At 64.1% G+C, this 24,763-nt stretch carries 26 protein-coding genes and 1 pseudogene; 10 read left to right on the top strand and 17 right to left on the bottom strand.

What is annotated here, in order from left to right:
- The first annotated feature begins 3 nt into the window (after nt 1–3).
- The 4 genes from DFP85_RS00100 to DFP85_RS00115 all read left to right on the top strand — a co-directional run bounded on the left by DFP85_RS00100 (nt 4) and on the right by DFP85_RS00115 (nt 4,495).
- Complete coding sequence (locus tag DFP85_RS00100; protein ID WP_133633739.1) at nt 4–1,287, top strand: M20 family metallo-hydrolase; 1,284 nt, start codon at nt 4–6, stop codon at nt 1,285–1,287.
- Complete coding sequence (locus DFP85_RS00105) at nt 1,271–1,741, top strand: RidA family protein (RefSeq protein WP_133633741.1); 471 nt, start codon at nt 1,271–1,273, stop codon at nt 1,739–1,741. Before DFP85_RS00100 ends, DFP85_RS00105 begins: the two co-directional genes overlap by 17 nt.
- 16 nt (nt 1,742–1,757) lie before the next feature.
- Nucleotides 1,758–3,158, top strand: coding sequence for an amidase (locus tag DFP85_RS00110; RefSeq protein ID WP_133633743.1), 1,401 nt, complete (start codon nt 1,758–1,760; stop codon nt 3,156–3,158).
- Between the two features lie 68 nt (nt 3,159–3,226).
- Nucleotides 3,227–4,495 (top strand): amidase, encoded by a 1,269-nt coding sequence (locus DFP85_RS00115; RefSeq protein WP_133633745.1) that lies wholly within the window; start codon nt 3,227–3,229, stop codon nt 4,493–4,495.
- A gap of 136 nt (nt 4,496–4,631) precedes the next feature.
- On the opposite strand, the gene DFP85_RS00120 is transcribed toward DFP85_RS00115, so the two are convergent.
- The 7 genes from DFP85_RS00120 to DFP85_RS00145 all read right to left on the bottom strand — a co-directional run bounded on the left by DFP85_RS00120 (nt 4,632) and on the right by DFP85_RS00145 (nt 9,114).
- Nucleotides 4,632–5,378: a M15 family metallopeptidase gene (locus DFP85_RS00120; protein WP_243737161.1), complete on the bottom strand. Its 747-nt coding sequence runs from the start codon at nt 5,376–5,378 to the stop codon at nt 4,632–4,634.
- 16 nt (nt 5,379–5,394) lie between these two features.
- Nucleotides 5,395–6,672, bottom strand: a complete 1,278-nt coding sequence (locus DFP85_RS00125) for a TRAP transporter large permease (RefSeq protein WP_133633750.1) — start codon at nt 6,670–6,672, stop codon at nt 5,395–5,397.
- Complete coding sequence (locus DFP85_RS00130) at nt 6,669–7,118, bottom strand: TRAP transporter small permease (protein ID WP_243737162.1); 450 nt, start codon at nt 7,116–7,118, stop codon at nt 6,669–6,671. Before DFP85_RS00130 ends, DFP85_RS00125 begins: the two co-directional genes overlap by 4 nt.
- A 120-nt stretch (nt 7,119–7,238) precedes the next feature.
- Nucleotides 7,239–8,273 (bottom strand): TRAP transporter substrate-binding protein DctP, encoded by a 1,035-nt coding sequence (dctP, locus tag DFP85_RS00135; protein WP_133633754.1) that lies wholly within the window; start codon nt 8,271–8,273, stop codon nt 7,239–7,241.
- A 111-nt stretch (nt 8,274–8,384) separates the two neighbouring features.
- Nucleotides 8,385–8,513, bottom strand: coding sequence for a hypothetical protein (locus DFP85_RS19175; protein ID WP_279512908.1), 129 nt, complete (start codon nt 8,511–8,513; stop codon nt 8,385–8,387).
- Nucleotides 8,514–8,557: 44 nt separating this feature from the next.
- On the bottom strand, nt 8,558–8,848 hold the full coding sequence (locus DFP85_RS00140; protein WP_133633756.1) for a type II toxin-antitoxin system RelE/ParE family toxin: 291 nt from the start codon (nt 8,846–8,848) through the stop codon (nt 8,558–8,560).
- Nucleotides 8,836–9,114: a CopG family ribbon-helix-helix protein gene (locus tag DFP85_RS00145; protein WP_133633758.1), complete on the bottom strand. Its 279-nt coding sequence runs from the start codon at nt 9,112–9,114 to the stop codon at nt 8,836–8,838. The genes DFP85_RS00140 and DFP85_RS00145 overlap by 13 nt, the downstream gene beginning before the upstream one ends.
- A gap of 231 nt (nt 9,115–9,345) precedes the next feature.
- Here DFP85_RS00145 and purU point away from each other — a divergent pair, with 231 nt between their 5' ends.
- Complete coding sequence (gene purU, locus DFP85_RS00150) at nt 9,346–10,200, top strand: formyltetrahydrofolate deformylase (RefSeq protein ID WP_133633761.1); 855 nt, start codon at nt 9,346–9,348, stop codon at nt 10,198–10,200.
- A gap of 76 nt (nt 10,201–10,276) precedes the next feature.
- On the opposite strand, the gene DFP85_RS00155 is transcribed toward purU, so the two are convergent.
- Together DFP85_RS00155 and DFP85_RS00160 are read right to left on the bottom strand one after the other, a co-directional pair.
- Nucleotides 10,277–10,681 (bottom strand): type II toxin-antitoxin system HicB family antitoxin, encoded by a 405-nt coding sequence (locus DFP85_RS00155; protein ID WP_133633763.1) that lies wholly within the window; start codon nt 10,679–10,681, stop codon nt 10,277–10,279.
- A 17-nt stretch (nt 10,682–10,698) separates the two neighbouring features.
- The gene (locus tag DFP85_RS00160) at nt 10,699–10,899 is read right to left on the bottom strand and encodes a type II toxin-antitoxin system HicA family toxin (protein WP_243737163.1); all 201 of its coding nucleotides are present in this window, start codon (nt 10,897–10,899) and stop codon (nt 10,699–10,701) included.
- 244 nt (nt 10,900–11,143) lie between these two features.
- Between DFP85_RS00160 and DFP85_RS00165 the strand changes: the two genes are divergently transcribed.
- Nucleotides 11,144–11,815 carry an energy-coupling factor ABC transporter permease gene (locus DFP85_RS00165; protein ID WP_133633767.1) on the top strand — a complete coding sequence of 224 codons (672 nt, stop codon included), beginning with the start codon at nt 11,144–11,146 and terminating at the stop codon, nt 11,813–11,815.
- 163 nt (nt 11,816–11,978) lie between these two features.
- Here the strand turns inward: DFP85_RS00165 and DFP85_RS00170 are convergent, their stop codons facing one another.
- Entirely contained in the window at nt 11,979–12,416 is a 438-nt protein-coding gene (locus DFP85_RS00170) for an REP-associated tyrosine transposase (RefSeq protein WP_133633769.1), read from the bottom strand.
- 449 nt (nt 12,417–12,865) lie between these two features.
- A pseudogene (locus DFP85_RS19015) lies at nt 12,866–13,036 on the bottom strand (transposase); the annotation flags it as partial.
- A gap of 254 nt (nt 13,037–13,290) precedes the next feature.
- Here DFP85_RS19015 and DFP85_RS00180 point away from each other — a divergent pair.
- Nucleotides 13,291–14,268, top strand: a complete 978-nt coding sequence (locus DFP85_RS00180; RefSeq protein ID WP_133633771.1) for an IS110 family RNA-guided transposase — start codon at nt 13,291–13,293, stop codon at nt 14,266–14,268.
- 71 nt (nt 14,269–14,339) lie between these two features.
- Here the strand turns inward: DFP85_RS00180 and DFP85_RS00185 are convergent, their stop codons facing one another.
- The 3 genes from DFP85_RS00185 to lexA all read right to left on the bottom strand — a co-directional run bounded on the left by DFP85_RS00185 (nt 14,340) and on the right by lexA (nt 16,909).
- Complete coding sequence (locus tag DFP85_RS00185) at nt 14,340–15,035, bottom strand: hypothetical protein (protein ID WP_133633773.1); 696 nt, start codon at nt 15,033–15,035, stop codon at nt 14,340–14,342.
- Nucleotides 15,036–15,172: 137 nt separating this feature from the next.
- Complete coding sequence (dinB, locus tag DFP85_RS00190) at nt 15,173–16,231, bottom strand: DNA polymerase IV (protein ID WP_133633775.1); 1,059 nt, start codon at nt 16,229–16,231, stop codon at nt 15,173–15,175.
- Between the two features lie 24 nt (nt 16,232–16,255).
- Nucleotides 16,256–16,909, bottom strand: coding sequence for a transcriptional repressor LexA (gene lexA, locus DFP85_RS00195; RefSeq protein WP_133633777.1), 654 nt, complete (start codon nt 16,907–16,909; stop codon nt 16,256–16,258).
- Nucleotides 16,910–17,312: 403 nt separating this feature from the next.
- On the opposite strand from lexA, the gene DFP85_RS00200 reads away from it, so the two are divergent.
- The gene (locus tag DFP85_RS00200; RefSeq protein ID WP_133633779.1) at nt 17,313–17,981 is read left to right on the top strand and encodes a TetR/AcrR family transcriptional regulator; all 669 of its coding nucleotides are present in this window, start codon (nt 17,313–17,315) and stop codon (nt 17,979–17,981) included.
- Nucleotides 17,981–18,499: a L,D-transpeptidase gene (locus DFP85_RS00205; RefSeq protein WP_133633781.1), complete on the top strand. Its 519-nt coding sequence runs from the start codon at nt 17,981–17,983 to the stop codon at nt 18,497–18,499. The genes DFP85_RS00200 and DFP85_RS00205 overlap by 1 nt, the downstream gene beginning before the upstream one ends.
- A gap of 116 nt (nt 18,500–18,615) precedes the next feature.
- Here the strand turns inward: DFP85_RS00205 and DFP85_RS00210 are convergent, their stop codons facing one another.
- The gene (locus DFP85_RS00210) at nt 18,616–19,848 is read right to left on the bottom strand and encodes a type II secretion system F family protein (protein ID WP_133633783.1); all 1,233 of its coding nucleotides are present in this window, start codon (nt 19,846–19,848) and stop codon (nt 18,616–18,618) included.
- Nucleotides 19,849–20,149: 301 nt separating this feature from the next.
- Nucleotides 20,150–21,916, bottom strand: a complete 1,767-nt coding sequence (gene pilB, locus DFP85_RS00215; protein ID WP_133634266.1) for a type IV-A pilus assembly ATPase PilB — start codon at nt 21,914–21,916, stop codon at nt 20,150–20,152.
- Nucleotides 21,917–22,312: 396 nt separating this feature from the next.
- Between pilB and DFP85_RS19025 the strand changes: the two genes are divergently transcribed.
- A complete protein-coding gene (locus tag DFP85_RS19025; RefSeq protein WP_208108418.1) occupies nt 22,313–22,786 on the top strand; it encodes a pilin in 474 nt (157 codons plus the stop codon).
- A 188-nt stretch (nt 22,787–22,974) separates the two neighbouring features.
- On the opposite strand, the gene DFP85_RS00225 is transcribed toward DFP85_RS19025, so the two are convergent.
- Nucleotides 22,975–24,687 carry a PglL family O-oligosaccharyltransferase gene (locus tag DFP85_RS00225; protein WP_133633785.1) on the bottom strand — a complete coding sequence of 571 codons (1,713 nt, stop codon included), beginning with the start codon at nt 24,685–24,687 and terminating at the stop codon, nt 22,975–22,977.
- Nucleotides 24,688–24,763 lie beyond the last annotated feature (76 nt).

Raw genomic sequence — 24,763 nt, forward strand, 5'->3', positions numbered from 1 at the left:
GTCATGACACAGATAGCGCATCTACATGAAGCGCTGGACGGGCAACGCCTCTGGGACGATGTCCAGGCGCTGGCGGCCATCGGCGCCCTCGAGCCCAAGGGAATTCGACGGCTGGCCCTCGACGCCCAGGACAATCAGGCTCGCCTGTGGCTCGCCGAGCAGGGCAGGGCGCTGGGTTGCCAGGTCTATTACGATGCCCTGGGCAATCTCTTCCTGCGTCGTGAGGGGCAGGAGGCCTCCCTGGCGCCGCTGCTGATCGGTAGCCACATGGACAGTCAGCCCGAGGCCGGTGCGCATGATGGGGCCCTGGGCGTTCTGGCTGGCCTGGCCGTGCTTCGGACCTTGCAGGAGCAGGGCATCGAGCACTCTCGCCCGCTCGAGATCGTCGCCTGGACGAACGAGGAGGGCGCGCGCTTTGCACCGGGTGCCTCGGGGTCCTCCTGGTTCGCCGGGCAGCGGGACTATGACGAGATCGTGGACGCCCTGGACGGCGACGGCCTGCGCTTCGGCGATGCCCTCAAGGAGTGCCTGACCCTGCTCAAGGACGAGGGCCTCGAGTACCGTCCGGCCCCCTTTGTACCGCACGCCTTTCTCGAGCTTCACATCGAGCAAGGGCCGGTGCTGGAACAGCTGGGCAAGCCGGTGGGGGTCGTCAGCGGCATCCAGGGGGTCAACTGGTATCGCATCCAGGTAGAAGGGGTGGCCAACCATGCCGGCACCACGCCGCGGCAGGCGCGACGGGATGCCTTCGATGGTGCCCATGAGCTGGTGACGGCGCTGAAGGCGGCGACACGTGACCAGGACGATGATCTTCGCTTCACCATCGGCAAGTTCTCTGTGTGGCCCGATGCCGTCAACACCATTGCCCAACGGGCCACCTTCACCATCGATCTGCGCCATCCCGACGCACAGCTGCTGGAGGCACTTGACCGTCACTTCCATGCCCTGGCCGAGGAGCAGTGGAGTGGCTGTGATGTCACCCTCGAGGTGACCTCGCGGGTGGCGCCGGTGGCATTTCACGAGCCTCTGCTGGCCGTTCTCCGCGAGAGTGCCGGCAGTGTCTGTGCAGAGGCGCCGGAACTGGTGTCGGGTGCCTTCCATGATGCCATTCATCTGGCCCATGTCTGTCCGACGGCCATGCTCTTCACGCCCTGTCGAGCGGGTATCAGTCATCATCCCGACGAGCATATCGAGCGGCAGGATGCCGACATCGCGGTGCGTGCCCTTGCGCATGTTGCCGAGACACTTCTCATGACAAGGAATAACGCCCATGACCCAGACCATTGACGCGGCCGTCGCCGCTCGGGGGCTCACCCTCCCCGCTATCCCCTCTCCCCGCGGCGCCTTCCTGCCCTGGTCACGGCTTGGCAGCCAGCTGTTCCTGGCCGGACAGATCTGTGAGCGAGATGGCGAGGTCCTCTATCCGGGTCAGGTGGGCGCCGAATTCGATCTGGCGACGGGCAAGCTGGCCGCCCAGGCCTGTGCGCTCAATCTTCTCGCCTCGCTCAGCGATGCCGTGGCTGGCGACATGAGTCGTGTCGTGCGCTGTGTGCGCATGAACGGGTTCGTGAACGTGGCGCCCGGCTTCCACGACGTGCCGCTGGTGATCAATGGGGCATCGGAGCTCTTCATTGCCTTGTTCGGAGATAACGGACGCCATGCCCGCACGGCGATCGGTGTCGCCACGCTGCCCGGAAACGCCGCCGTCGAAGTCGAAGCGATCTTCGAGATTCGCGACTGATACCAGGAGTCACGCCATGACGGATTCACCCTTGATGCGCCCGCTGAGCGAACAGCACGCCGGGCTTCGCAGTGGCAAGCTCACTGCCACCGCCCTGGCCGAGGCCTCTGTGGAGGCCAACCGAACCCGCGGCCAGCGGGATCATGCCTACCTGACCTGGAACGGCGAGGTCGCCCTGGAGACGGCCAGGGCCACCGATCGCGTGCTGGCCAACGGCGGTGATACGGGGCCGCTGATGGGCGTGCCGGTGTCGATCAAGGATATCTATGCGGTACCGGGATTGCCGACCTATGCCGGATCCGCTCGGCGGTTGCCGCGGCACTGGGAGGCGCCCGGTCCCATGGTTTCGGCGTTGCTGCGGCAGTTACCCAGCGTGATGGGCAAGACCCATACCGTGGAGTTCGCCTTCGGCGGCCTGGGCACCAATGCGCACTGGGGGGCGCCCCGCAATCCCTGGGATCAGGTCCATCATCGGACGCCCGGTGGGTCGAGTGCCGGTGCCGGGGTGTCACTGGTCAACGGCACGGCCAGTCTGGCGCTGGGAACGGACACGGCAGGCTCGGTACGTGTGCCTGCCGCGATGACCGGCGTGGCAGGTCTCAAGACAACGGTCGGGCGCTGGTCCACGTCACAGATCGTGCCATTGTCAGCCACGCTGGACACGCCGGGCTTGCTGGCCCGCAGTGTCGACGATCTGGCCTTTGCCTTCGATGCGCTGGACGGTGCCCTGACGTCGCGATCCCGCCGCGTACCGTCGCGCCCATCTCTTGCCGACCTGACCTTCGGGGTTCCGGAGGCCTATTTCTGGGAGGAGTGCAGCCCGGGCATCGCCGAGTCCGTTGAGGCCGCCATCCGTCAGCTCGAAGCCGCGGGGGCGCGCATCGTGCGTCTCGATCTGCCCCGCACCGATGAGCTCTTCACCCTGTTTCGGCAGGGCGGATTGGCGGCGGTCGAGTTGGCCGCCTTCCTGAAGACCCAGTTGCCCGAGGCCATCGACGGCCTGGATCCCAATGTGGCGGCCCGGGTCAAGGCAGCCGACGACATCCCCGGCTGGGAATATGTGCGTCGTTGTGACGTGCTCAAGTCGCTGTCGGCAAGCGCCGCCGAGTGCCTGACTCGTGTCGATGCCCTGTTGACCCCGACCGTGACCCTGACGCCGCCGACCCTGGAGAGCCTCGAGCCGGACGGGGCCTATGCCAGGGCCAACATGCAGGCCCTGCGCAATACTGTGGTGGGAAACTTCATGGGTCTGTGCGGGCTGACATTGCCGGTGGGCAAGGATGAGGCGGGCATGCCGGTGGGATTGCAGGTGCTGGCCGGGCCCTGGCAGGACGCCCGGCTGCTGGCCATCGGTCAGGCCATCGAGGCCGAGCTGGGTAACGGCCTGGCCATCCTCGGCGCCCCGCCGGCCGCGTGATAGCAGAGTGACTCGGTCACGGCAGCCGGTGACCTATAGCGCAGAATAGCGCAGAGAGGAGAGCAGGCATGACGGACAGTGTCGACGACACCATAGACACCTTCCGGGCCCGGGTGGCCCGAGGCGAATGCGAGGAGCTTGCCTGGTGGCATGCCTGCCAGGCGCGGATCGAGGCGCGTGAAGCGGATGTCCAGGCCTGGGAGTGCCTCATGCCAGCGACGTCGAGCACGATCCTGCCGGGTGCCGGGCAGCTGTTGCGCGGGGTGCCGGTGGGCATCAAGGACATCATCGACACCGCCGAGATGCCCACCACCTGGGGGACCGGTGGCTATCTCGTCTCGCCGGGCGCTGTCGTGGATGCCGCCGTGGTCACCCTGCTCAAGCGTCAGGGGGCCATGCCGCTCGGCAAGACCGTGTCCACCGAGTTTGCCTACTTCACGCCCGGCAAGACACGTAACCCGCATGATCTCTCACGGACCCCGGGCGGCTCATCCAGTGGTTCGGCCGCCGCCGTGGCGGCCGGCATGGTACCGCTTGCCCTGGGCACCCAGACGGCCGGCAGCATCATCCGTCCGGCGAGCTACTGCGGCGTCTTCGGCTTCAAGCCCACCGTCAATACGGTGTCCTTCTCGGGGATCAAGGCCTTTGCGCCCTCGATGGATACCCTGGGCTGGTTTGCCCGCCACATCGAGGACATCTGCACGACCTTCACGGCCCTGACCCGCGCTGACCCTATCGAGGCGCTGCCCGATCTCGGCGGCATCCGTGTCGGGCTGCGTAGCCTGCCGGGCGACAGGGCGCTCGATCCCGATGTCGCGCAGGCCCTGTCCAGCACCGCCAGTCGCCTGGAGCAGGCCGGCGCCCGGGTGTCTGCCTTGCCGCTGGATACCCGCTATGACGATCTCGTCAGGCATCACCAGGTGGTGCTGGCCTACGAGGCCGCGCAGACGCTGGCCAGTGAATTCCAGCAGCATGGCGAGGAGATGGGGACCAGGCTGGTCGAGCTGATCGAGCAGGGTCTGGCGACCTCCTATGCCGAGTATCGGGCCTCCCTGCTGGCGGCCGAAGCGTGCCGACAGGCGCTGTCGCGGGTATTGGCCGAGGAGGTCGACGTGATCCTGGCGGCAAGCGCCCCGGGGATTGCCCCGCAAGGGCTGGATGCCACCGGCGACCCGATCTACTGCCGGGCCTGGACGCTGCTCGGCGTGCCGTGTCTCAACCTGCCGCTGAACACGGGGCAAGAAGGGCTACCGGTGGGGGTGCAATTGATCGCCGACCGCTGGCAGGACGAACGTCTGCTATCGATTGCGCGAACGCTGGTGGCGGCAACTGGGTAGGTGCCAAGCATGCGGTCACTGAACGGCTGGTTGCCCACGCGACGTGGATCGTATTGATATCTACCCCCGTCGGGCATCAGGACGCGTTTTCGCGATCGCTACTCTCGTCAGGCCAGCGGCGCAGCAGCCCCTTGGTTCACAGCTGCCGCCGCCAGCGACTTTCAATGGTCTCCAGTTCCGCCGGCCCATAGAGAGCCTGGTCATGGCCGCTGTAATGGGCCCACAGCTGGTCGCCGGCATCGTAGTGCCACCACTCGCTCGGCAAGTTGGTAAAGCCCTGTTCGCGCATGGCGCCATGGAGGCGTCGGCGGTTGTCGCGGGCCTGTCGCTGTCGGGCGTTCGGGTGGACAATCTCTTCCAGCGCGACGGTATGGGAGGCCGGCACGGCCTCGTCGAACAAAGTGCCCATGTCCAGCGGCAGCCCGTCGGCATCGCTCAGGGTCACATCCACGGCACCGCCGGTAAGATGAGGGCTCGGCGAACTCGCCTCGCGACTGGGCACGGAAACGAATTCCCGCGTTCGCTCCAGCAGTGTCTCGTCGCTGAGTTCGGGATGGTGAGAGCGGATAGCCTCCTGCAGCGTATCGAAGAGGTACTGCTGCACGCGCCAGGGCCGCCAGCCGTCCAGGACCACCAGCCCGTACTCGGCGGGCAGGGAGCGTGCCACCTTCAGCAGCCGCCGGTAGACCCCTTCACGGACATAGCATTCGTTGACCGCCCCGGGAATGTCCTGCTTGGCATAGACCGGGAAGATCTTGATCGGTGACGGTGCCAGGCTCAAGGGAACCAATGGCTCATCACTTCCCGTGATGGGGATGCGGCTCACCACCGACCAGTCGGGGTCGGGATGGCGGTCGATGGGCGATGACAGGGAGCGGTTCACGAGGGTCTCCATGAGGTCAACCAAGCTGGGTTGGTAGCCAGAGGGTCAGGGAAGGGAAGAGGATCAGCAGGATCAGTACCAGGATCGCCGTCACTACGAACGGCCAGATGGTACGAAACAGCGAGGTGATCTCCAGCCGACTTACCGCGGCCGCGACGAACACACAGGCGCCCATCGGCGGGGTAATCAGGGCAATGGTGATGTTCAAGGTGATGATGATGCCCAGGTGTACCGGGTCGATGCCCGCCATCATGGCCACGGGCGAGAAGATCGGCGTCAGCAGCATCAGGGCCGAGACCTCCTCCATGAACATGCCGGTAACGAAGGTGATCAGGCTCAGCAGCAGCAGGATCACCACCGGCTGCTCGATGTAGGGCGCCAGCAGCGCCACAAACTCGTTGGGTACCTGGGCATAGGAGAGCAGCCAGCTGATGGTGGCCGAGGCGGCCATGATCAAAAAGATCGCCGACGTCAGGCGCGTGGTGTCGACCATGGCCTTCCAGAAGTCGGCGAGGCGCAGATTGCCCTGCGCCAGGCCGCACAGCGCCACGTAGAGCGCCGTCAGGGCCCCGGATTCGGTGGGCGTGACGAAGCCCATGACGATCCCCGAGACGATGATGAACGGTGCCACCAGCGCGGGCAGGGCGCCCAGCGCCGTGACCACCAGCTCCTGGCGTGAGGGGAGTCCGCCACGCTTTTCCAGTCCCTTGTGCCAGGCATACCAGGCGTTCATGGTCATGAACGCCAGGCCCAGCAGCAAGCCCGGGATCACACCGGCAAGAAACAGGTCACCGACCGAGGTATTGGTCAGCGAGGCGTAGAGGATCATGAAGATGCTGGGCGGGATGATCGGCCCGATCAGCGAGCTGCCGGCCGTCAGGCCCGCGGCGAAGGCGGTGGAGTAGCCTTCCTTGCGCATGGGCGGTACGATCAGCGACCCCAGCGCCGAGGTGTCGGCCACCGCGGAGCCATTCACGCCGGCGAAGAAGATGCTGGAGACCACATTGACATGGCCCATGCCGCCGCGCAGGTGGCCGACCAGCAGCTTGGCGAAGGCCATGAGACGGTCCGTCAGCCGCGTCACGTTCATCAGATTGCCGGCCAGGATGAACAGCGGAATGGCCATCAGCGAGAAGGCATTGATGCCGCCGAAGAACTGCTGGGGCATCATGCGCGGGATCATCGCGGGATCGACGAACAGAAAACCCACCACCGCCGTGGCAAGCAGCGAGATAAACAGCGGCAAGCCCAGCAGGACGTGCACCAGGAAGACAGCCAGCATGGTCAAGGTCATGCGGGGTCCTCCGTGAGCGTCTTGAGGGGCGCCGGACCATGCCACAGGGCATGCCAGGCCAGCAGCGCGAAACCGATCGGCACCGAGAGCATGGGAATGGTCCTGCTGATGCCCAGCCCCTGGCTGGTGAACATCGATACGGACATCGCGTAGCGATAACTGATGATGGCGGCGACGACGGCAATGCCAAGCGTGAGGAGCCACTGGTAGAGGTTGAGCAGGCGGCAGAGCGGGGCTGGAAGCAGACGCTCGATCAGCGCGACGCGCATGTGGCCACCCTCCACCCAGACGGCACCGGCCCCGAGCAGCACGCTGCCGATGATCAGAAAGCGGGCCAGCTCGTCTGTCCAGATGGGTGCCCCGCCGGCCAGGTAGCGCATGAACACGCCGAAGAGGATCACCGCCAGGTCGATAAGCAGAAGGCTGCTGGCAACAGTCAGTGACACGGACCGGCTGATGGCCAGTACGCGAGAGTTCGATAACGTCATGGAGGGATGCCATCTGTCATGGGGCAGGGGAGGGTAGCCCCCTGCCCGAACTGCAGGACGTCTGAGGGATGGTATGGCTTAATCGGCCAGATGGGTCATTCCGGCATCCTCGAGTGCCATGTCGATGAAGGACGGGTCAATGTCCTGCTCGCTGAGCCAGTCCAGATAGGCCGGCTGGCCCTGCTCGCGGAAGGCGGCCAGCTCCTCCTCGGAGGGCCGGATCACCTCCATGCCCTGTTCCTCGAGGTAGGCGATACGCTCGTCGACACGGGTCTCGTTGTGCTCGCGGGCCATCTGGTTGGCCTCCTCCACGGCCTCTATGAAGGCCTCGCGCGTCGCCTCGTCCCAGCCGTCGATCATGGCACCGTTGCCGACCAGGAACTGGTCGGAGTACTGGATGTTGGCCAGCGTCAGGTAGTCCTGAACCTCATAGAGGCTGCCCATGATGATGTACATCGGCGGGTTCATCTGACCATCGGCGACGCCGGTCTTCAGCGCCATGTAGACCTCGGTCCAGGGGATCGGCGTGCCGGAGGCCCCGAAGGCCTCATAGAGCGCGACCTGGCTGGGGTCCATGGCGCGAAAGCGCAGCCCCTCGAAGTCGCTGGGCGAGGAGATGGGTTTCTCGTCGTTGGTGAAGGCCAGAAAGCCGCCTTCCTCGACCACGGCCAGCAGCTCCACGCCGGTGCGCTCGCGCAGGGCGTCCACGACGGCCTGCCAGTACTGGCCTTCGTCGAAGAAGGTGCGTGCCGACTCGAAGTCATCGAAGAGGAAGGGAATGGCGCTCACGAACACTTCCGGCACCAGGGGAGACATGCCCGCGAAGGAGGCGATGTTCAGGCTGGGACTGTTCATCGTCTGCTCCATGCGCTCCTGTTCCTCCCCCAGCATGCTGTTGGGGTAGAGCTTGAGCTCGATGTCGCCGTCGGTCTTTTCCTCGACCAGCTCCTTGAGGTTGGTGGCGAAGACATGCACGGCGTTCTTGTCGGGATCCGGGGCGCCGTTGTAGCTCAGGTCCACGGTCGTGGCGGCATGCGCCTGGCTGGCCAGCACACCCGCGGCCAGGACGGCAGCGGTGAGGGAGGACACGGCAAACGATCGAGTGGGATTCATGCTTTAACTCCGGGCGTTGTTGTTGGCGGAACGGCCGGCCTGTAGGCCGCTATATGAGCAGGCTAGGCGTTGTGGCGTTGACTGACCAACCCCCTGAGCGTTGCTTTTACATCAACGCTTGGCGCTGAGCAGGCGGCCCGCCTCGATCACCTTGATGCCGAGGCCGAGCGCCTGATGGTGGCCCTTGAGGTGGACCTCGCTAAGGCGCTTCCTGCTTCCTGAAGACCGCTTGGGAACCACGCGAGATCGTGGCGGTGAGTAGGCTCACTATGGATTGGTGCCCGTTAGAAGCCGGCTTCTCTCTGGTGACGGATGGTCAGTACCACCACAGTGTCCCCATCGAGACGGTACCGGGCGATGTAACCGCTATCACCAAAATCAATCAGCCAATCCCGGTATTCCTCGGGTAGATCATCAATCGGGCGGCCGATATGTGGGAATTTGCCAAGCTCCTCGAGGCCCTGGATGAGCGCCTTGGCGGCTCTCTCGGCTGCTGCTGGATTCTTCGGCCGCAGGAACTCACGCAGTCGCTCCAGATCCCGGACTGCTGACGGGGAAAAGATCACTTGTGGCATGTTGGTGCGGACACCTCATCATCCTTTCCCCAACTGACCAGCCACTGCTCCACTTCGTCAGCGGTCGCATGCAATCCACTCGCTTGGTAATCCTCCCAAGCGTTGAGCGTGTCCTGCCTGAACGCCTCTCTTCTTTCCTCTTGCTCAACATACTCCTCGATGGCCTTACGCATGAGCCAGTGTGCCGAGCGCTGACGGGCGTCGGCCAGACGCTGCACCCGCTTTTTCAGATCGTCGTCGAGTTTGATGGATGTTGGTTTTGCCATGCCGACCTCCGTAGCAAAAGGTAATACCTATTGTTACTATAGGTCTTGTCGGCTGATCTGTCGATGGTCAGCCCATGGTGGGCTGGCTGGTGCCACGGCTGGAGGCGGCAGGCCGGGCAGGGGCCTTGGAAGGGGATCAGATGGGTTCTCGATGCCGTCACGGGCGTGCCCGAAGCCCCTGTTTTGGCTACACTGTCGCCCCCAGCCATAGCCGCAACCCGGGATCATCCGATGTCACACTACTACCGCCTGGTGGTTTCCTGTCCCGACCGCCTGGGCATCGTCGCCAGGGTCTCCAACTTCATCGCCGGGCACGGCGGCTCGATCACCGAGGCGAGCCAGCACTCCGACCTGGAGGGGGGGCGCTTCTTCATGCGCTACGAGATCCTGGCGGACTCGGTGGGCATGCCGCCGGAGGCGCTCCGTGAGGCCTTTGCGCCCGTTGCCTCCGAGTTCGAGATGACCTGGGCGCTCACCGACACCCGCCAGCGCCGGCGGGTGGTGCTGATGGTGTCACGGGAGACCCACTGCCTGGTGGACCTGCTCTATCGCTGGACGGCGGGGGAGCTCGACTGCGATATCGCCTGCGTGATCTCCAACCACGAGGACATGCGTGGCCTGGTGGAGTGGCACGGCATCACCTACCACCATGTCCCGGTCAAGGCCGACGACAAGCAGGCCGCCTTCGCCGAGGTGCAGCGGCTGGTGGACGAGGCCCACGCCGACTGCGTGGTGCTGGCGCGCTACATGCAGATCATGCCGCCCGAACTCTGCGAGCGCTTCCAGGGGCGGATGATCAATATCCACCACAGCTTCCTGCCGTCGTTTGCCGGCGCCAGGCCCTACCACCAGGCGCACCAGCGCGGCGTGAAGCTGATCGGTGCCACCTGCCACTACGTCACCGAGGAGCTCGATGCCGGGCCGATCATCGAGCAGGACATCCACCGGGTCAGCCACTGCCACACGCCCAGCGACCTGGTGCGCTTCGGCCGCGACGTCGAGAAGGCGGTGCTGGCCCGCGGCCTGCGCTGGCACCTGGAGGATCGCGTACTGATCCACGGCAACAAGACCGTGGTCTTTGCGTGAGGTGATCTCGTGACGTTGCGATCGACCGTGTCCAGGTCAGCGCAGGCGATCTCTCTATAGGTAGGGCGCTCGTTCGCTATAAGTGACGCAGCTTCTCCAGAGCGGCGTTGCTCAGAAACGTTGACCGGCTTTTTACGCCGTGCAGCGTCACGTACTCGTCAATCTGCCGGAGCACCGTGCCTGGCAAGGTGACGGTGACCTTCTCGGCTTTTCCCAGGTACGGGGTCAGGTCGATATCGATCATCCCCCAGCCCCAGCCCTCGAAGTCCGGATTCCGGCGGTGTTCGTCGATCCTGCCCGGTTTGGGGACGGGCTCGCCGCGAGCCACCATCTCTTGAAGCACAATATGCGCGGCCTCGACGGCATTATCGTAGGCCTCCTCCGGGGTATCCCCGGCACTGATGGCGCCGGGAATGTCGGGGAAAACGATGCCTGTAGCGGTGTTCTCGTCTCCCCACTCGATAGCGATGGGATATTGCATCGTGTGCCTCCGCAGTGTCAGGAAAGCCCCGCCTGTTTGCGAATCTGGTGGACTGTGCCTTTCGGCAAGTCTTTCTTCGGGTGTGGGACAGGAAGGGCACCGGGCCTCTTGGGGTGTTTGAAAACGTGGTGGCTGCCTCGTATTCGATCCAGCACCCAGCCAGCAGCTTCCAGCTCTTTGATGAGTTCGCTGCTTTTCACCGTTTTCTCCCGCTGCATTGTAGCCCTGATTATACGGCCAGCCGTACTACGATGTACACTCCGCTACCTCTTGCCGCCACCAGGATGGCCTCCATTGACGACTCTCGTCACATCTGCGACGCAGGCCCGGGCGTGCCCGAAGCCCCTGTTTTGGTACACTGTCGCCCCCAGTCTTAGCCGCAAACCGGGATCATTCGATGTTACCCGACTACCGTCCCACCACAGCTGCCTGCCGCTTGTCCTTGCCTGACGGAGTGATTCCATGACCATTGCCGAGCCGGTGCTCGCTCCCTGGCTGCTGTGGCTCTGCGGGCTGGTCTCGCTGGCGGTGGTCGGCCTGGCGTTGAGCCGCCGACCTTGGGTGGCGCTGCTCGACGACCATGCCCTGCAGCATCGCTGGCTCGCCGCCACCGTGATGGTGATGCTGCTCTGGCAGCTGCGCGCACAGGCGGTGGACTGGCTGACCCTGCACCTGATGTTTACCGCCCTGCTGACCCTGGTCTTCAAGGCGCCGCTGGCGCTGCTTTCGATCACCGCGATCAATATCGCCATGGTGCTGCTGGGGCGCATTGACTGGCCGCTGCTGGGGGTGAACGTGCTGGTCACCGGGGTGGTGCCGGCGCTGGTGATGGGCATCGTCTGGCGGATCGTCGACCGGCGCCTGCCCGACAACCTGATGGTCTTCCTGTTCGTCTGCGGCTTCTTCGGCTCGGCGCTCGCCACCCTGGCGGCAGGGCTCGCCGCCGTGGGCCTGATGGCGCTGGGCGCCAGTGACGCCGAGGCGCTGCGCCAGGCGCTGGAGTATGCCCGCTTCCTGCCGCTGCTGATGCCGAGCGAGGCCTTTATCACTGGCATGTTGATGAGCATCCTGCTGGTCTACCACCCGGGCTGGGTCGCGACCTTCAACGATCATCGGTATATCGATACTAAATAAGCGGCCAAGCGGCCTCACCGCGAAAGGTTTAGGGCTCCGAAGCTGTAGGAGCGGTGCTTGCACCGCGAAAGGCCGGAGACAGGCAGAAAATCGCCGTGCAAGCACGGCTCCTACATCAGGTTCAGAATATCTGTAGGAGCGGTCGGCTCCCACATCCACCTCCCTACAGCCACGCCGCATTCCAGTATGGGTAGTCCATGATATTGTCCACCAGGCCTGCCCGAAGGGGGTTGGCCACGATATAGCGGGCAACCGACTTCAGGTCCTCTTCCTTCCTCAGGGCATGGTCATGAAAACCGCGCTGCCACACGGCTTCGCCGATATCTCGGGCTACCTTGGCCTTGTAGAGCTTTACCGCGGTAGAAATCGAAGACCCCTTGAGCTGAATCAGCCAGTGCAGGTGGTCAGGCATCAGCACAAAACTCAGGGTATCCACATGCCGGTGAACCGCATCGCAATACAGGTAGCGGCAGGCCAGGCTCGCCCTGATCGCGTTGCTGAAATGAGGTTTCCGATCCTGGGTGACAATTGTCAGCAGGTAACAGTACCCGGGAATGGACCTGCGGCCCTTGCGAAGGTCATGGCTGTGGGGTTGTGGCATGCCGCGCGACCTCTCCACTTCCTGTAGTTCTCAGATTAGCCGTGAAAGCAGCAAGGCATCGCCGTGCAAGCACGGCTCCCACTTCAGGTAGATAGCGTCTTGCCCTTGTAGGAGCGGTGCTTGCACCGCGAATTTCGGAGACCGGCATGCAATCGCCGTGCAAGTCGAAGCGTCGAACCGACGGCTCCCACAGCAGGGTTGAAGCCTCTGGCCGTTTGATGCTTGGCCGCTTAAAGAGGCAACGCCAGCTGCTGCCGGGCTTCCTCGGGCACCAGGCGCACGCCGACGCCGAGTAGGCACACCGGGCGGCGGGCGCGGGCCCAGGCCCAGGCCTGTTCCAGCAGGCGAGTGTAGCTCTCGGCATCGGGGGTGAGGCCGCGGCTTTCCAGGGTGGTGAGGCTGAAGTCGTCGAAACGGACCTTGACGAAGAGCCCGGCCATTGGCGGGTGGCCGTAGCGCTCTGGAAGATCACGCCACTTGGCGCCCGAACAGAGGATCCAGAAGATACCGTTCAGCACTTGGCGGTCATCGCGGCGGGGGCGCCCCGTTCTCTGCGGCGGCGACACGATGTCCTCGATGAGGGCCCAGCCGTTGTCGGAGATCTCGTAGCGTCCTGCCATGGGTCACTTATGCTGCTGAGGCATAGGTGACATTAGCAAATTCGAGTTTTCGGACAGAGCCTTGTGTCTCTCCAGGCTTGTTGATTAGCTACCAGCAGGCCTTGGCATCAGGGTGAGTATCCACAGAGCCTGAGGCGCAACAGCCTGGGACCTAGATTATGCCCCCTGATGCCCTCTATCTCGATAGCTTGAATGGTATCCAAGCCCCTCCCACCCGGAGTGAGGCTGCACGAACAAGGAAAGGCGACGAGAGCATGGCTGTAATCGGTATCGACGTCAGCAAGCAGAAGATCGACTGCGCCTGGCTGCGCGACGTGGCGAGTGGCAAGGTCAAAACCCGGGTGTTCCCCAATCGTCGGCAGGACTTTCCTCGCTTGCTTGAATGGCTCGAACACCAGACCGGGGAGCCACAGGATCAGTTTCATGTGTTGATGGAAGCCACCGGTATCTATCACGAAACCCTCGCGTATTGGCTGCATGCTGCCGGCATCCAGGTTTATGTCCTCAACCCGGCGCAGGTGCGCGATTTCTCCCGTAGCCTGGGGGTACGTGGCAAAACGGACAAGAAGGACAGTGTGGTGCTGGCACGGTATGGTGCGACTCAACGCCCCGAAGCCTGGCAGCCAGAGCCCGAGGAAGTGCGCAAGCTCAAGGCGCTGGCAGCGAGACTCGATGCCCTGGACAAGGACATTCAGCGTGAGCGAAACCGGCGCGAGAAAGCCGAGTTCGCCATGGCAACCGATATCCTCCGCTCGATTGATGACATCCTGCTGGCATTGACGCGTGAGCGGGATCGTCTCCAGCAGGAGGTCGATGACCACCTCGATCAGCACCCTGGCTTGAAGCATGATCGTGCCTTGCTGCAAACGATTCCCGGCGTTGGCCCTGCGGTGTCTCTCCGACTATTGACGATGCTGCGTGGCCGTGTTTTCAAGAGCGCCCGTCAGGCCGCAGCGTTTTCGGGGCTCGTGCCCGTCAGTTGGGAATCGGGTAGTTCCGTACGGGGCCGGCCCCGCTTGTCGAAAGCCGGCAATCCGAAACTGCGTCAGAGCCTATACATGGCAGCCGTCGTCGGGCTTAGGCGAAATCCGGATATCTCAGCGCTTTACCAGCGGCTAACAGGAAATGGCAAGAGCAAGATGGCGGCCCTGGGGGCGGCGATGCGGAAGCTGATCCACATCGCCTATGGTGTTCTCAAGACCCAAACCGAATATCGGCCACAAACCGCCTGATGGGATGTTTGTGGCCGGTCAGGAGAGATGGTATCTAGTCGATTCGACGCCTTGATGGGCGCTCTGCCGGGTCATTCTGCCCGTCCAACCACTGTCCGGATGATCGCGTCGGTTTCCATGCGTGACGTGATGGGTTTCCTGTCGAGCGAGATGCCCGGGAAGAAGTCATTACCTTCCTCACGATTCGCGCGCGCAGTCCGTTTGAGCTCCAGGATATAGGGGTAACATTCCGCCAGGCTCAGCCCATGAGCACACCCCAGCAGGTGATACGCTTCATGGACGGCCACGTCCGTTGGCCTGTTAAGCAATTGGTTGAATGAGACCGACTGTCCGACCACGTACCCTCGGGTGTGCGTATTGGTTTCGACGACACCCAGTATTTCCGGTGCCAGCCACGAGACGAAAAAGTCACCGACGTTGCGTCCTACCACCGCCATCAGCCGGTCGCAAGGTGGTGCCAGGGGCTGAAGCGCGACATCCTCAAGGATGCCATTCATCAAGAACGCCGGTCGCTTCCATGGCCTCACCCAGGGGATTTCCACCTCCAGGTCGAAGACAGAGAGCTCTTCACCCACCTTCTTGAACAATGTTCTGGCGCGACTTTCGGTAATCCCCTCGTCGACGAGCAAGCACACCCTGAGCGTTTCCACGGGGCCGAAGTCGATGGTGCTCAAGGTATCCGGATCATGCTTCCCCACCGTCGCGCAGGCGGAGGTGAACATGGCCAACAGGAGGGGGATAAGTGGTGCCATCTTGAGGCTCTGCATGCCGACACCTCACCAGCTGGAGGGAGAGCGTGATGGCCGGCGGCGTTGCATCGATCTTCCGAGCCTCCACCCCTGCCATGCCGTCCTTGCAATAAAGCTGGTTACGCAAAGTTACACCAGCATGGTTTTCTTGAGGCTTACAGCGGCAGGGACAGCTGCTGGCGGGCATCTTCCGGCAGAAGGCGCACCCCGACGCCGAGCAGGCGCACCGGGCGGCGGGCGCGGGCCCAGGCCTGTTCCAGCAGGCGGGTGTAGCTTTCCGGCGTAGGCGTGAGGCCGCGGCTCTCCAGGGTAGTAAGGCTGAAGTCGTCGAAGCGCACCTTGACGAAAAGCCCAGCCATCGGCGGGTGGCCATGGCGCTCCAGGCGGCCCTGCAGCTTGTCGCAGAGCGGGGCGAGGGCGGCGCTGGCGGTGGCAAGGTCGGGCAGGTCGTGGTCGAAGGTGGTCTCCACGCTAACCGACTTGCGCTCGCGCTCGACGCGCACCGGGCGCTCATCGATGCCGCGGGAGAGCTCGTAGAGCCGGCGGCCGAACTTGCCGAACTCGTCCAGCAGGCGTTCGATGGGAAGCTCACGCAACTCGGCGCAGGTGCGGATGCCCATGGCATCGAGCCTGGCGCCGGTGGCCGGCCCCACCCCATGGAGCTTCTTGACCGGCAGGTCGCGCACGAAGGCATCGACCTGCTCGGGCGGGATCACCGTCAGGCCGTCTGGCTTCTCCCAGTCGCTGGCGATCTTGGCCAGGAACTTCGACGGCGCCGCGCCCACGGAGACGGTGATACCCGTTCGCCTGTAGCACTCCTCCTTCAGCCACCGGGCCATCCAGGTGGCGCTGCCACGAAAGCCCTCCACCTCGGTGACGTCGAGGAAGGCCTCGTCCAGCGACAGCGGCTCCACCAGCGGGGTGAGCTCGTGGAACACCGCCTGGATCTGCCGCGACACCTCGCGATACTTCTCGAACTGGCCGCGCATCAGCGTCAGGTGGGGGCAGAGGCGCAGCGCCCGGGCGGTGGGCATGGCGGAGTGGATGCCGTAGGTGCGGGCGGGGTAGTTGCAGGTGGCGATCACCCCGCGCTGCTCCCGCGAGCCGCCGATGGCCAGCGGGATGTCGCGCAGGGCGGGGTTGTCACGCATCTCCACCGCGGCGAAGAAGCAGTCGCAGTCGGCGTGGAGGATCTTGCGGACGCGCTCGGTCATGGGGTGAGGGGCAGTAGGCGTCGATCAGAGCGCCTGGCCGCTGCCGCCGCGGATCACGCCCACGCCGATGCCCTCGATCTCAAGCGGGTCGTGGCGCAGGTCCACCTCGATGGGCGCGAAATCGGGGTTCTCGGCCTCCAGGGTGACCACATGGCCCTGGCGATGGAAGCGCTTGACGGTGACCTCGTCCTCCAGGCGCGCCACCACGATCTGCCCGTCGCGGATGCGCTCGGTGCGGTGCACCGCCAGCAGGTCGCCCTCGAGGATGCCGGCGTCCTTCATGGAGAGGCCGCGCACCCGCAGCAGGTAGTCGGCCCGCGGGGTGAAGTACTCCGGGGGCAGCGGGCAGTAGCGGTCGATGTGCTCGGCGGCAAGGATCGGGCTGCCGGCGGCCACCTCGCCGATGATCGGCAGGCCCTGGGCCGGCTCGTCCAGCCCCTCGTCGTTGGCGGCCTCCGGCTCCTGGGCGGGCAGGCGGATGCCCCGCGAAGTGCCGCGGATCACCTTGATCGCCCCCTTGCGCTCCAGGGCGCGCAGGTGCTCCTCGGCGGCATTGGCGGACTTGAACCCCAGCGCCCGGGAGATCTCTGCCCGGGTCGGCGGGTAGCCCAGCTCGTTCATGGTCTTGACGATGAAGTCGTACACGTTCTGCTGCCGGGCCGTGAGGGAACGACTCATGGGGCCTCCAGGGTCGGTAACCAGGGGGTGGCGAGTGCCTCGCCACGCGTCTGATCAAGTATACAGCATGTCTTTCTGTCCAGTAAAAGCACGGAGCGCCGAGCGGTGCTGCTTTGCAGGAACGGTCGTGTTGTGGGTTTGGTGTTTTGTAGGAGCGATGCTCGCATCGCGATAAGCGGTTAGCAGGAATCGCCGTGCAAGCACGGCTCCCACACTGGTCATAGGCCGTCGTCAACGAAGCTGGCACATCATCGCCGTGCAAGCACGGCTCCTACAGGGCCCTGGCGCTATTCACCCCCCGTTTCAAACACCCAGCCCCCTGCGGCATTGAGCCATGCCCCTGGCTGTCATACACTCGCGGGACTTTCAAACAATTGTTTCCAATGACGTGGAGCCGTTGCCCATGGCCCAGCAGCCCGACACCGTCACGCGCATCCTCGATACCGCCGAGGTGCTGTTCGCCGAACGTGGCTTCGCCGAGACCTCGCTGCGCAACATCACCAGCAAGGCCAAGGTCAACCTGGCGGCGGTCAACTACCACTTCGGTTCCAAGAAGGCGCTGATCCAGGCGGTGTTCGCGCGCTACCTCGACCCCTTCACCGTACGCTTCCATGCCGCCCTCGACGAACTCGAGGCGGACCACGCGGGTGGCGTCATCCCGCTGGAGGAGCTGCTGGAGACCATGGCGCGCAGCGTGCTCGAGGTGCCGGCAGAGCGCAACAGCCTCAAGGTGTTCATGCGCCTGCTGGGGCTCGCCTACAGCCAGGCCCAGGGCCACCTGCGCCGCTACATCCAGGAGGAGTACGGCGGCGTCTTCACCCGCTTCACTGAGCTGGTGCGGCTGGCCACGCCGGAGCTGCCCGATGCCGAGCGCTTCTGGCGGCTGCACTTCATGCTGGGCACGGTGATCTTCACCCTCTCCGGCCTGGATGCTCTGCGCGACATCGCCGAGAAGGATTATGGCGAGCATGTCAGCGTACGCGACCTGGTGCGTCGCCTGCGCCCGGTGGTGGTGGCGGCCATGAACGCGCCGCTGCCCGAGCCCGCCCCGGCCCAGCGCCAGGCGGGCTGATGCGCACGCCCTTGCTCACCGAACTTCCTCCGGAGGAGGGCGTGTGGCTGGAGATCGACACCGCCGCCCAGCGGCTTTCCGTCAGGCGGGGGCGCGAGCTCGAGTGGTCCTGCGCGGTCTCCACGGCGGCCAACGGCACCGGGGAGGAGGAGGGCAGCGGCGCCACGCCGCTGGGCTGGCACACCATTCGCGCCGCCATCGGCGCGGGCAACCCGCCGGGCACCGTCTATCGGGGGCGGCGGCCCACCGGCGAGGTCTTCAGCGAGGCTCTGGCCGCCGCGCAACCGGGCCGCGACTGGATCCTCACCCGCATCCTCTGGCTCAGCGGCCTGGAGACCGGCCGCAACCGCGGCGGAAGCGTCGACTCCCAGCGTCGCTACATCTACCTGCATGGCACCCCGTCCAGCGAGCCGATGGGCGTGGCCCGCTCCCATGGCTGCATCCGGGTGCGCGACGATGACCTGCTGGCGCTGTTCGAGATCGCCGTGCCGGGCACGCCGGTGTGGCTGCATGATTGAAGGGCAGCGGGCAGTGTGTTGTAGGAGCCGTGCTTGCACGGCGATTTGGTGCTCTCAGCCTTTCGCCGTGCAAGTCGAATCGCCGAACCGGCCGCTCCCACAAGGGCGCTCGGCCCCTAGATCACACTCCCCAACTCGAAGATCGGCAGGTACATCGAGATCACCAGACCGCCGACCAGCACGCCGAGTATCACGATGATGAAGGGCTCGAGCAGCGAGGTGAGGGTGTCGACCTTGTTGTCGACCTCCTCCTCGTAGTAGTCCGCCACCCGGTTGAGCATGGCGTCAAGCGAGCCGGCCTCCTCGCCGATCCCCACCATCTGCACCGCCAGCGCCGGGAACTGCTCGGTGAGGCGCATGGCGAAGTTGAGCTGCTGGCCGGTGGCCACGTCCTCGCGGATCTGGGCGATGGCGCGCTCGTAGACCATGTTGCCCGCCGCGCCCTCGGCGGTCTCCAACGCCTCCACCAGCGGCACGCCGGCGCCGAAGGTGGTGGCCAGCGTGCGTGAATAGCGCGCCACGGCGGACTTGTCGAGGATGTCGCCGATCACCGGTATGCGCAGTGCCAGCTTGTGCATGCGAAAGCGGAAGGCCTCGGACTTCTTCATGCCGGTGCGGATGAAGAAGATGAAGGCGGCGATGCCGAGCAGACCCCACCACCAGTATTGCTGGGCGAACTCGGATAGCGATATGGTCATGCGGGTCATGGCCGGCAGTTCGGCCCCGAAGCCCTGGAAGAGGCTTTCGAACTGTGGCACCACCTTGATCAGCAGCAAGGCGGTGACGCCGATGCCCACCGCGATGACGGCCGCTGGGTACCAGAGCGCCTTCTTGACCCGGCTCTTGAGCGACTCGATCTTCTCCTTATAGGTCGCCACACGCTCGAGCATGCGATCGAGCGACCCGGACTGCTCCCCGGCCTCCACCATGTTGGCGAAGAGCCGGTCGAAGTGCTCCGGATGGCGCTTGAGCGCCTCAGAGAAGCTGGCCCCGGCCGCCACATCGTTCATCAGCTCCTGCACCAGGGCGCTCATAGCCGGCTTCTTGAGGCTCTCCGCCACCACCTGGAAGGCCTGCAGTACCGGCACGCCGGCGCGGATCATGGTCGCCATCTGGCGGGCGAAGAGCATGATGTCTTTTGGCTTGATCTTGCCCATCCCGCCGCCGATCCCGCCCTTGCGGCGGATGTTCTTGACGATGATGTTCTGGCCACCGAGGGTCTTCTCCACCTCGACGCGCCTGGCCGCGATGATCTCGCCGCCCACCTTGCGCCCGCCGGGGCCCTTGCCCGTCCAGCGCCAGCGGTAGAGCTTGGTCTTCTGTGACTTGCGCATGGGCTGCGTTGCCATGTTCATAGTCCCGTCCCTGCGTTATGTGTTGTCTGCGTATTGCCCGGAGGTTGTTGGTGTTATTTGTGGGAGCCGTGCTTGTATGGCCTGAAGTATCAGCCTCATTGACGGTGGCCTATGCCTATCGCGATGCGAGCATCGCTCCCACAGGTGCTGATGCCGCCACTGAGCCCATTGTGGGAGCCGTGCTTGCACGGCGATGACATGCCAACCTTGTTGACGGTAGCCTCCGCCCATCGCGATGCGAGCATCGCTCCTACAATGGCGTGCCGCTTGGCCCTTGGCCCTTGGCCCTTGGCCGCTAGTCCTTCGTCACCCGGTTGACCTCGGCCAGGCTGGTCAGCCCCTGCATCACCTTCAGCAGCCCACTGCGCCGCAGGTCCGGGTGGCCTTCCTTGCGCGCCTGGGTATCGAAATCCCGCGAGTTGCCGTTGGTCATGATCAGGTGGCTCATGTCATCGGAAATCGGTACCACCTCGTAGATGCCCACCCGGCCCTTAAAGCCCTGGGTGCATTGCTTGCAGCCCACCGGCTCATAGATGGTAGCCCCGGCGACCTCCTCCTCGGTGAAGCCCTGCTGCAGCAGCACCTCGCGGGGGATGTCCGCCGGCTGCTTGCAGCGTTTGCACAGCCGCCGCGCCAGGCGCTGGGCGATGATCAGGCTCACGGAGCTCGCGATATTGAAGGGTGCCACCCCCATGTTGGCCAGGCGGGTCAGGGTCTCCGCCGCCGAGTTGGTGTGCACGGTGGAGAGCACCAGGTGGCCGGTCTGGGAGGCCTTCACGGCGATCTCGGCGGTCTCCAGGTCGCGGATCTCGCCGACCATCACCACGTCCGGGTCCTGGCGCAGGAAGGCGCGCAGGGCGCTGGCGAAGTCCAGGCCGATCTTGGGCAGCACGTTCACCTGGTTGACCCCCGGCACCTTGATCTCAACCGGGTCCTCGGCGGTGCAGATGTTGCGCTCCACCTGGTTGAGGATATTGATGCCGGTATAGAGGGTCACCGTCTTGCCGCTGCCGGTGGGGCCGGTGACGAGGATCATGCCCTGGGGGTCGTCGAGCACCCCCTCGTACATGGTGCGCTGCTCGGGGGTGAAGCCCAGCTGCTCGATACCCAGCTGCGCCGAGCTGGGGTCGAGGATGCGCAGTACCACCTTCTCGCCGTACACCGTGGGCAGCGAGTTGACGCGAAAGTCGATGGAGCGGGTGGTGGAAAGCTTGAGCTTGATGGCGCCGTCCTGGGGCAGGCGGCGCTCCGAGATATCCAGCCGCGACATCACCTTCAGGCGCGCCGAGATGCGCGAGCGCATGGCGAAGGGCGGATGGGCCACGTCGTGGAGGATGCCGTCGATGCGAAAGCGCACCCGGTAGCTGGTTTCATACGGCTCGAAGTGGATATCCGAGGCGCCGCGGTGGATGGCGTCCAGCAGGATCTTGTTGACGAACTTGACGATGGGGGCGTCGTCGCCGGCCGCGGCCACCGCCGCCTGCTCGTCGGTGGCATCCACGACACCCTCGTCGAAGGCGAGCTCGCCCACGGCGTCGTCGACGTCACCTAGCTCGTCGAGCATGCTGCGCTCGCTGCGGGCGAGGTACCCCTCCAGCACCGGGCCGAGTTGGTCCACCGGGGCCAGCACGCCTTCAGGCGTGAGGCCGGTGGCGAACTGTAGCTCGTCGAGCAGGGCCAGGGTGGAGGGGTAGGGCACCGCCACGGTAAGCCGGTGGCCATGGCGCACCAGCGGCAGCACCCCCAGCCGGCGCAGGATCTTGTCCGGGTAGTCCGCCGCCGGCGGCAGGCTCTCCAGGCGGATCGCGTCCAGGTCTATGATCGGCAGGCCATATTCCCAGGCGGCGGAGAGCGTGGCCTTGCGCGCAGGTACCATGCCCGCCTCGATCAGGTGCTCGAGCAGCGACATCTCTGCCTCGCGGGCCTCGCCCTCGGCACGCACCGCCGCCGCCTCACCCAGCAGGCCGTCGCTCACAAGCCGCCTGGCCAGCCCGCGCAGCCCGCCGCGGTGGGTGGCGCCATGCAGCGCCGTATGTGTAGCTTCCGGCGCGGCCGGGGGCATCTCGGGAGAGGGGGGGCGGTAGTCGTTCATGGCGCCTCATGGTGTCGCAGCAAGGTGCTGCGGTAGCGAGAGTGAGTCGTCTGGGCTGATTCTAGCCCCTGTGGCATGGCCCCGCCCAGCAAGGCACCACGCCAATTCAACCTTTTCCTCGCACTTCGGCTCATACGCTGGTATGAAAATTCTGCTACTCACTCACCTTTCGGCTACAATGCCCCTTGCAGGGTTGCAGATCGTAAATTAATGTAACCCGTACCGGGCGGCATAAAGCCCGATGAACCCGGTGGCGGGGCAAGGCTGAGACGCCTCATCCTGACCACCTACCGTGAACCCGTACGGGCGACGAGAAAAAGGCATACGCCAGACGCGCCACGGCGGACAGGAGCAAGGGGCAGGGCCATGAAGAAACAAGGCATGCAGAAATACGTGAAGACCGGGCAGGGCGGTTTTACCCTCATCGAGTTGATGATCGTGGTGGCGATTATCGGCATCTTGGCGGCAATTGCAATTCCGAGATACCAGGATTATGTGGCTAGGGCACAGGCAACGGAGGCTCTTAATCTTGCTGGAGGACTTAGAATAGATATTGCTGAACAATTTACTCAAGGCACGACTTTTGCAAGCATGGCAGAGGCCACTAGTCCCTTGGCTACTAGTGCCCAGACCCTAGAAGGGGAATATGTGGATGCTACAGGTGTGTCTATTGACGCAACTCCAGCTCCGATTTCTATCAGTGTAGATTTTGCACGTGGTGTCCATACTGGCGATACGTTGACTCTCACTCCAACTCTTAACGCGGCTAGTGATCAAATTGCTTCTTGGACCTGTGCTGGTCTAGATGATGTGAATCACATGCCTAGCGCTTGTAGGTGACAGCGATAATAGAGGCAAGACTTCTATTTCCCTTCTAGCTTGAATCAACCATCGGCCGGCAGAAATGCCGGTCGATGGCTTTTGCTTTTCCAAGTCTCCGGCCTTGCCAAGCAGTTGAGGCTATAATGCGACCGTCTTATCGCGACTTGCTTCAGCCGTCGGTCGCTCCTGATAGCGTCCCGCGTGCTCTATCGCTGCAGCGTATCAGGCTGACTCGCCAGTCCGGCCGCGTCCTGCGCCTCTAGCTTGTTTGCAAAATGCGGGAAGAGTTGTTCGAAACGCTGTTGGGTATCGCCGTCCTTTTGAGCAGATGCCTCGTCAGCCAGAATCAGATTCTGGTAGAGTTCAGGGTTGGGTAACAGCATGACTTGTCTTTCTGCCCATTGGCGATAAGTCTCGACCATGTCGGTCGAGTCCAGGGTCGTGGCGGCCGAGAGTCTCTGTGACATCACCAGGAAATCGAGGTCGTAAGGAATGCCCAGTGGGTTGATGACGCTGGTCAGGGAGTCGGTATTCTGGCCACTGGTTTCGTAATAGGCCTTGACCTGCCATAGAGTCTGCAAGTGGGATGTCATGAAAACCCATACAATGGGTACCGACAGCCAAGTACCTGCCCGAATGCCGAAAGTATACCTGTTGGCTCTGGTCTTCGTCTGCCAGCTAACGCGGGCGACTAACCCCAATAGCAACAGAAACGCTAGCCAATGGCCCAAGGATTGGTAAAACGGGTATTCCAGCATTGCATGGATAGCCAGCGGCAGCAGCAGGGCGGCCATCAGCAGCCTCTCTCTCAGTGGCCCGCGATCCCATAACCGCCAGGCCACCCATCCCGCGAAGGCCAGTATCGCCAACATCGGCAGCAGCCCGCCCTCGATGCCCCAGTAGAGCAACTCGTTATGTGGGTGGCTGTAATGTTCCTTGAGCGTTGCGCGGCCTTCCTCGGCAGTTCGCCAATCGGCATGACTTTGCAGAAAGTCATGCTGGAAACGACCATAGCCCCAGCCGGTAATGGGCTTCTCAGCGATCATGCGCAGGCTGTGTTCATAGACCTGGGGGCGATAGCCTTGCGACCCGATTGACTCGGCGCTACGCCCCCCTTCGCCCTGGGTCATCAAGACAATCACCGCCAGCAGGCAGCCCGCGGCCAAGGCGCCTGCCCAAGGCCTGAAACGGGAGCGGTCAAGGTGCCACAGGTGCAGGAGCACGATGGGCACTGCGATCAGTGCCGCCAGCCAACCGGTGCGTGAGGCGATAACCAGGATCAGGGCCGGCATGAAGAGCGGTGCGAGCAGGACGACGCCGCGTTCGAGCTTGCTGTCACGTGACTCCCCAAAGAGCCAGGCTGAGACCACCAGGCCCGTGACCAGGAAACTGGCCATCACGTTGACCTGCTGGAAGATGCCGTAAGGTCGCCCTGTCTCGGGGTTGTAGCCTAGCCAGTTGCCAGGCTCGAGCAGGTAGAACTGCACATAGCCCAAAATGGTTTCCATCAGGACACCGAGCAGGATGGCCATACCCAGCCACCACCAGTCGCGGCGGGTCAGCTGGAGCTGGGCGAGCCCCAGCAGCAGGATGGCGCCGGCGGTCACCGTCAGCATTCGCGGCAGGGCAATCAGCGAGGCCTCGTTCCAGGACCAGAGGAAAGGTAGCCAGAGGGCCAGCAGCAACAACCCGAGCCCGATATGGAACTTGCTGTAACGGATCACACCTCGGGTGGCGGGCCACATGGAGAGCGCCATCATCAGGCCGAAGCCCATCCATACGGTGGCGTTGAAGGGCAGGCGCAGCCCGGAGCCGCCCATATTGGGAAAGGTGATGTGCAGTAGTACCGTGAAGGTGAAGATCGCCGTGCCGATGAACCACTTGATCAGGCGGCGGTTGGGGGCGGTGTCGGTGGTCATGGCAGTCCCTGCGGCCCTATGGGCTCAGTATTCTCAATGCCGATTCGTATCGGAATGTAACATGACTAGTGTCGCG

Origin of the sequence: Halomonas ventosae (assembly GCF_004363555.1) — a bacterium.
GTDB classification, from domain to species: domain Bacteria; phylum Pseudomonadota; class Gammaproteobacteria; order Pseudomonadales; family Halomonadaceae; genus Halomonas; species Halomonas ventosae.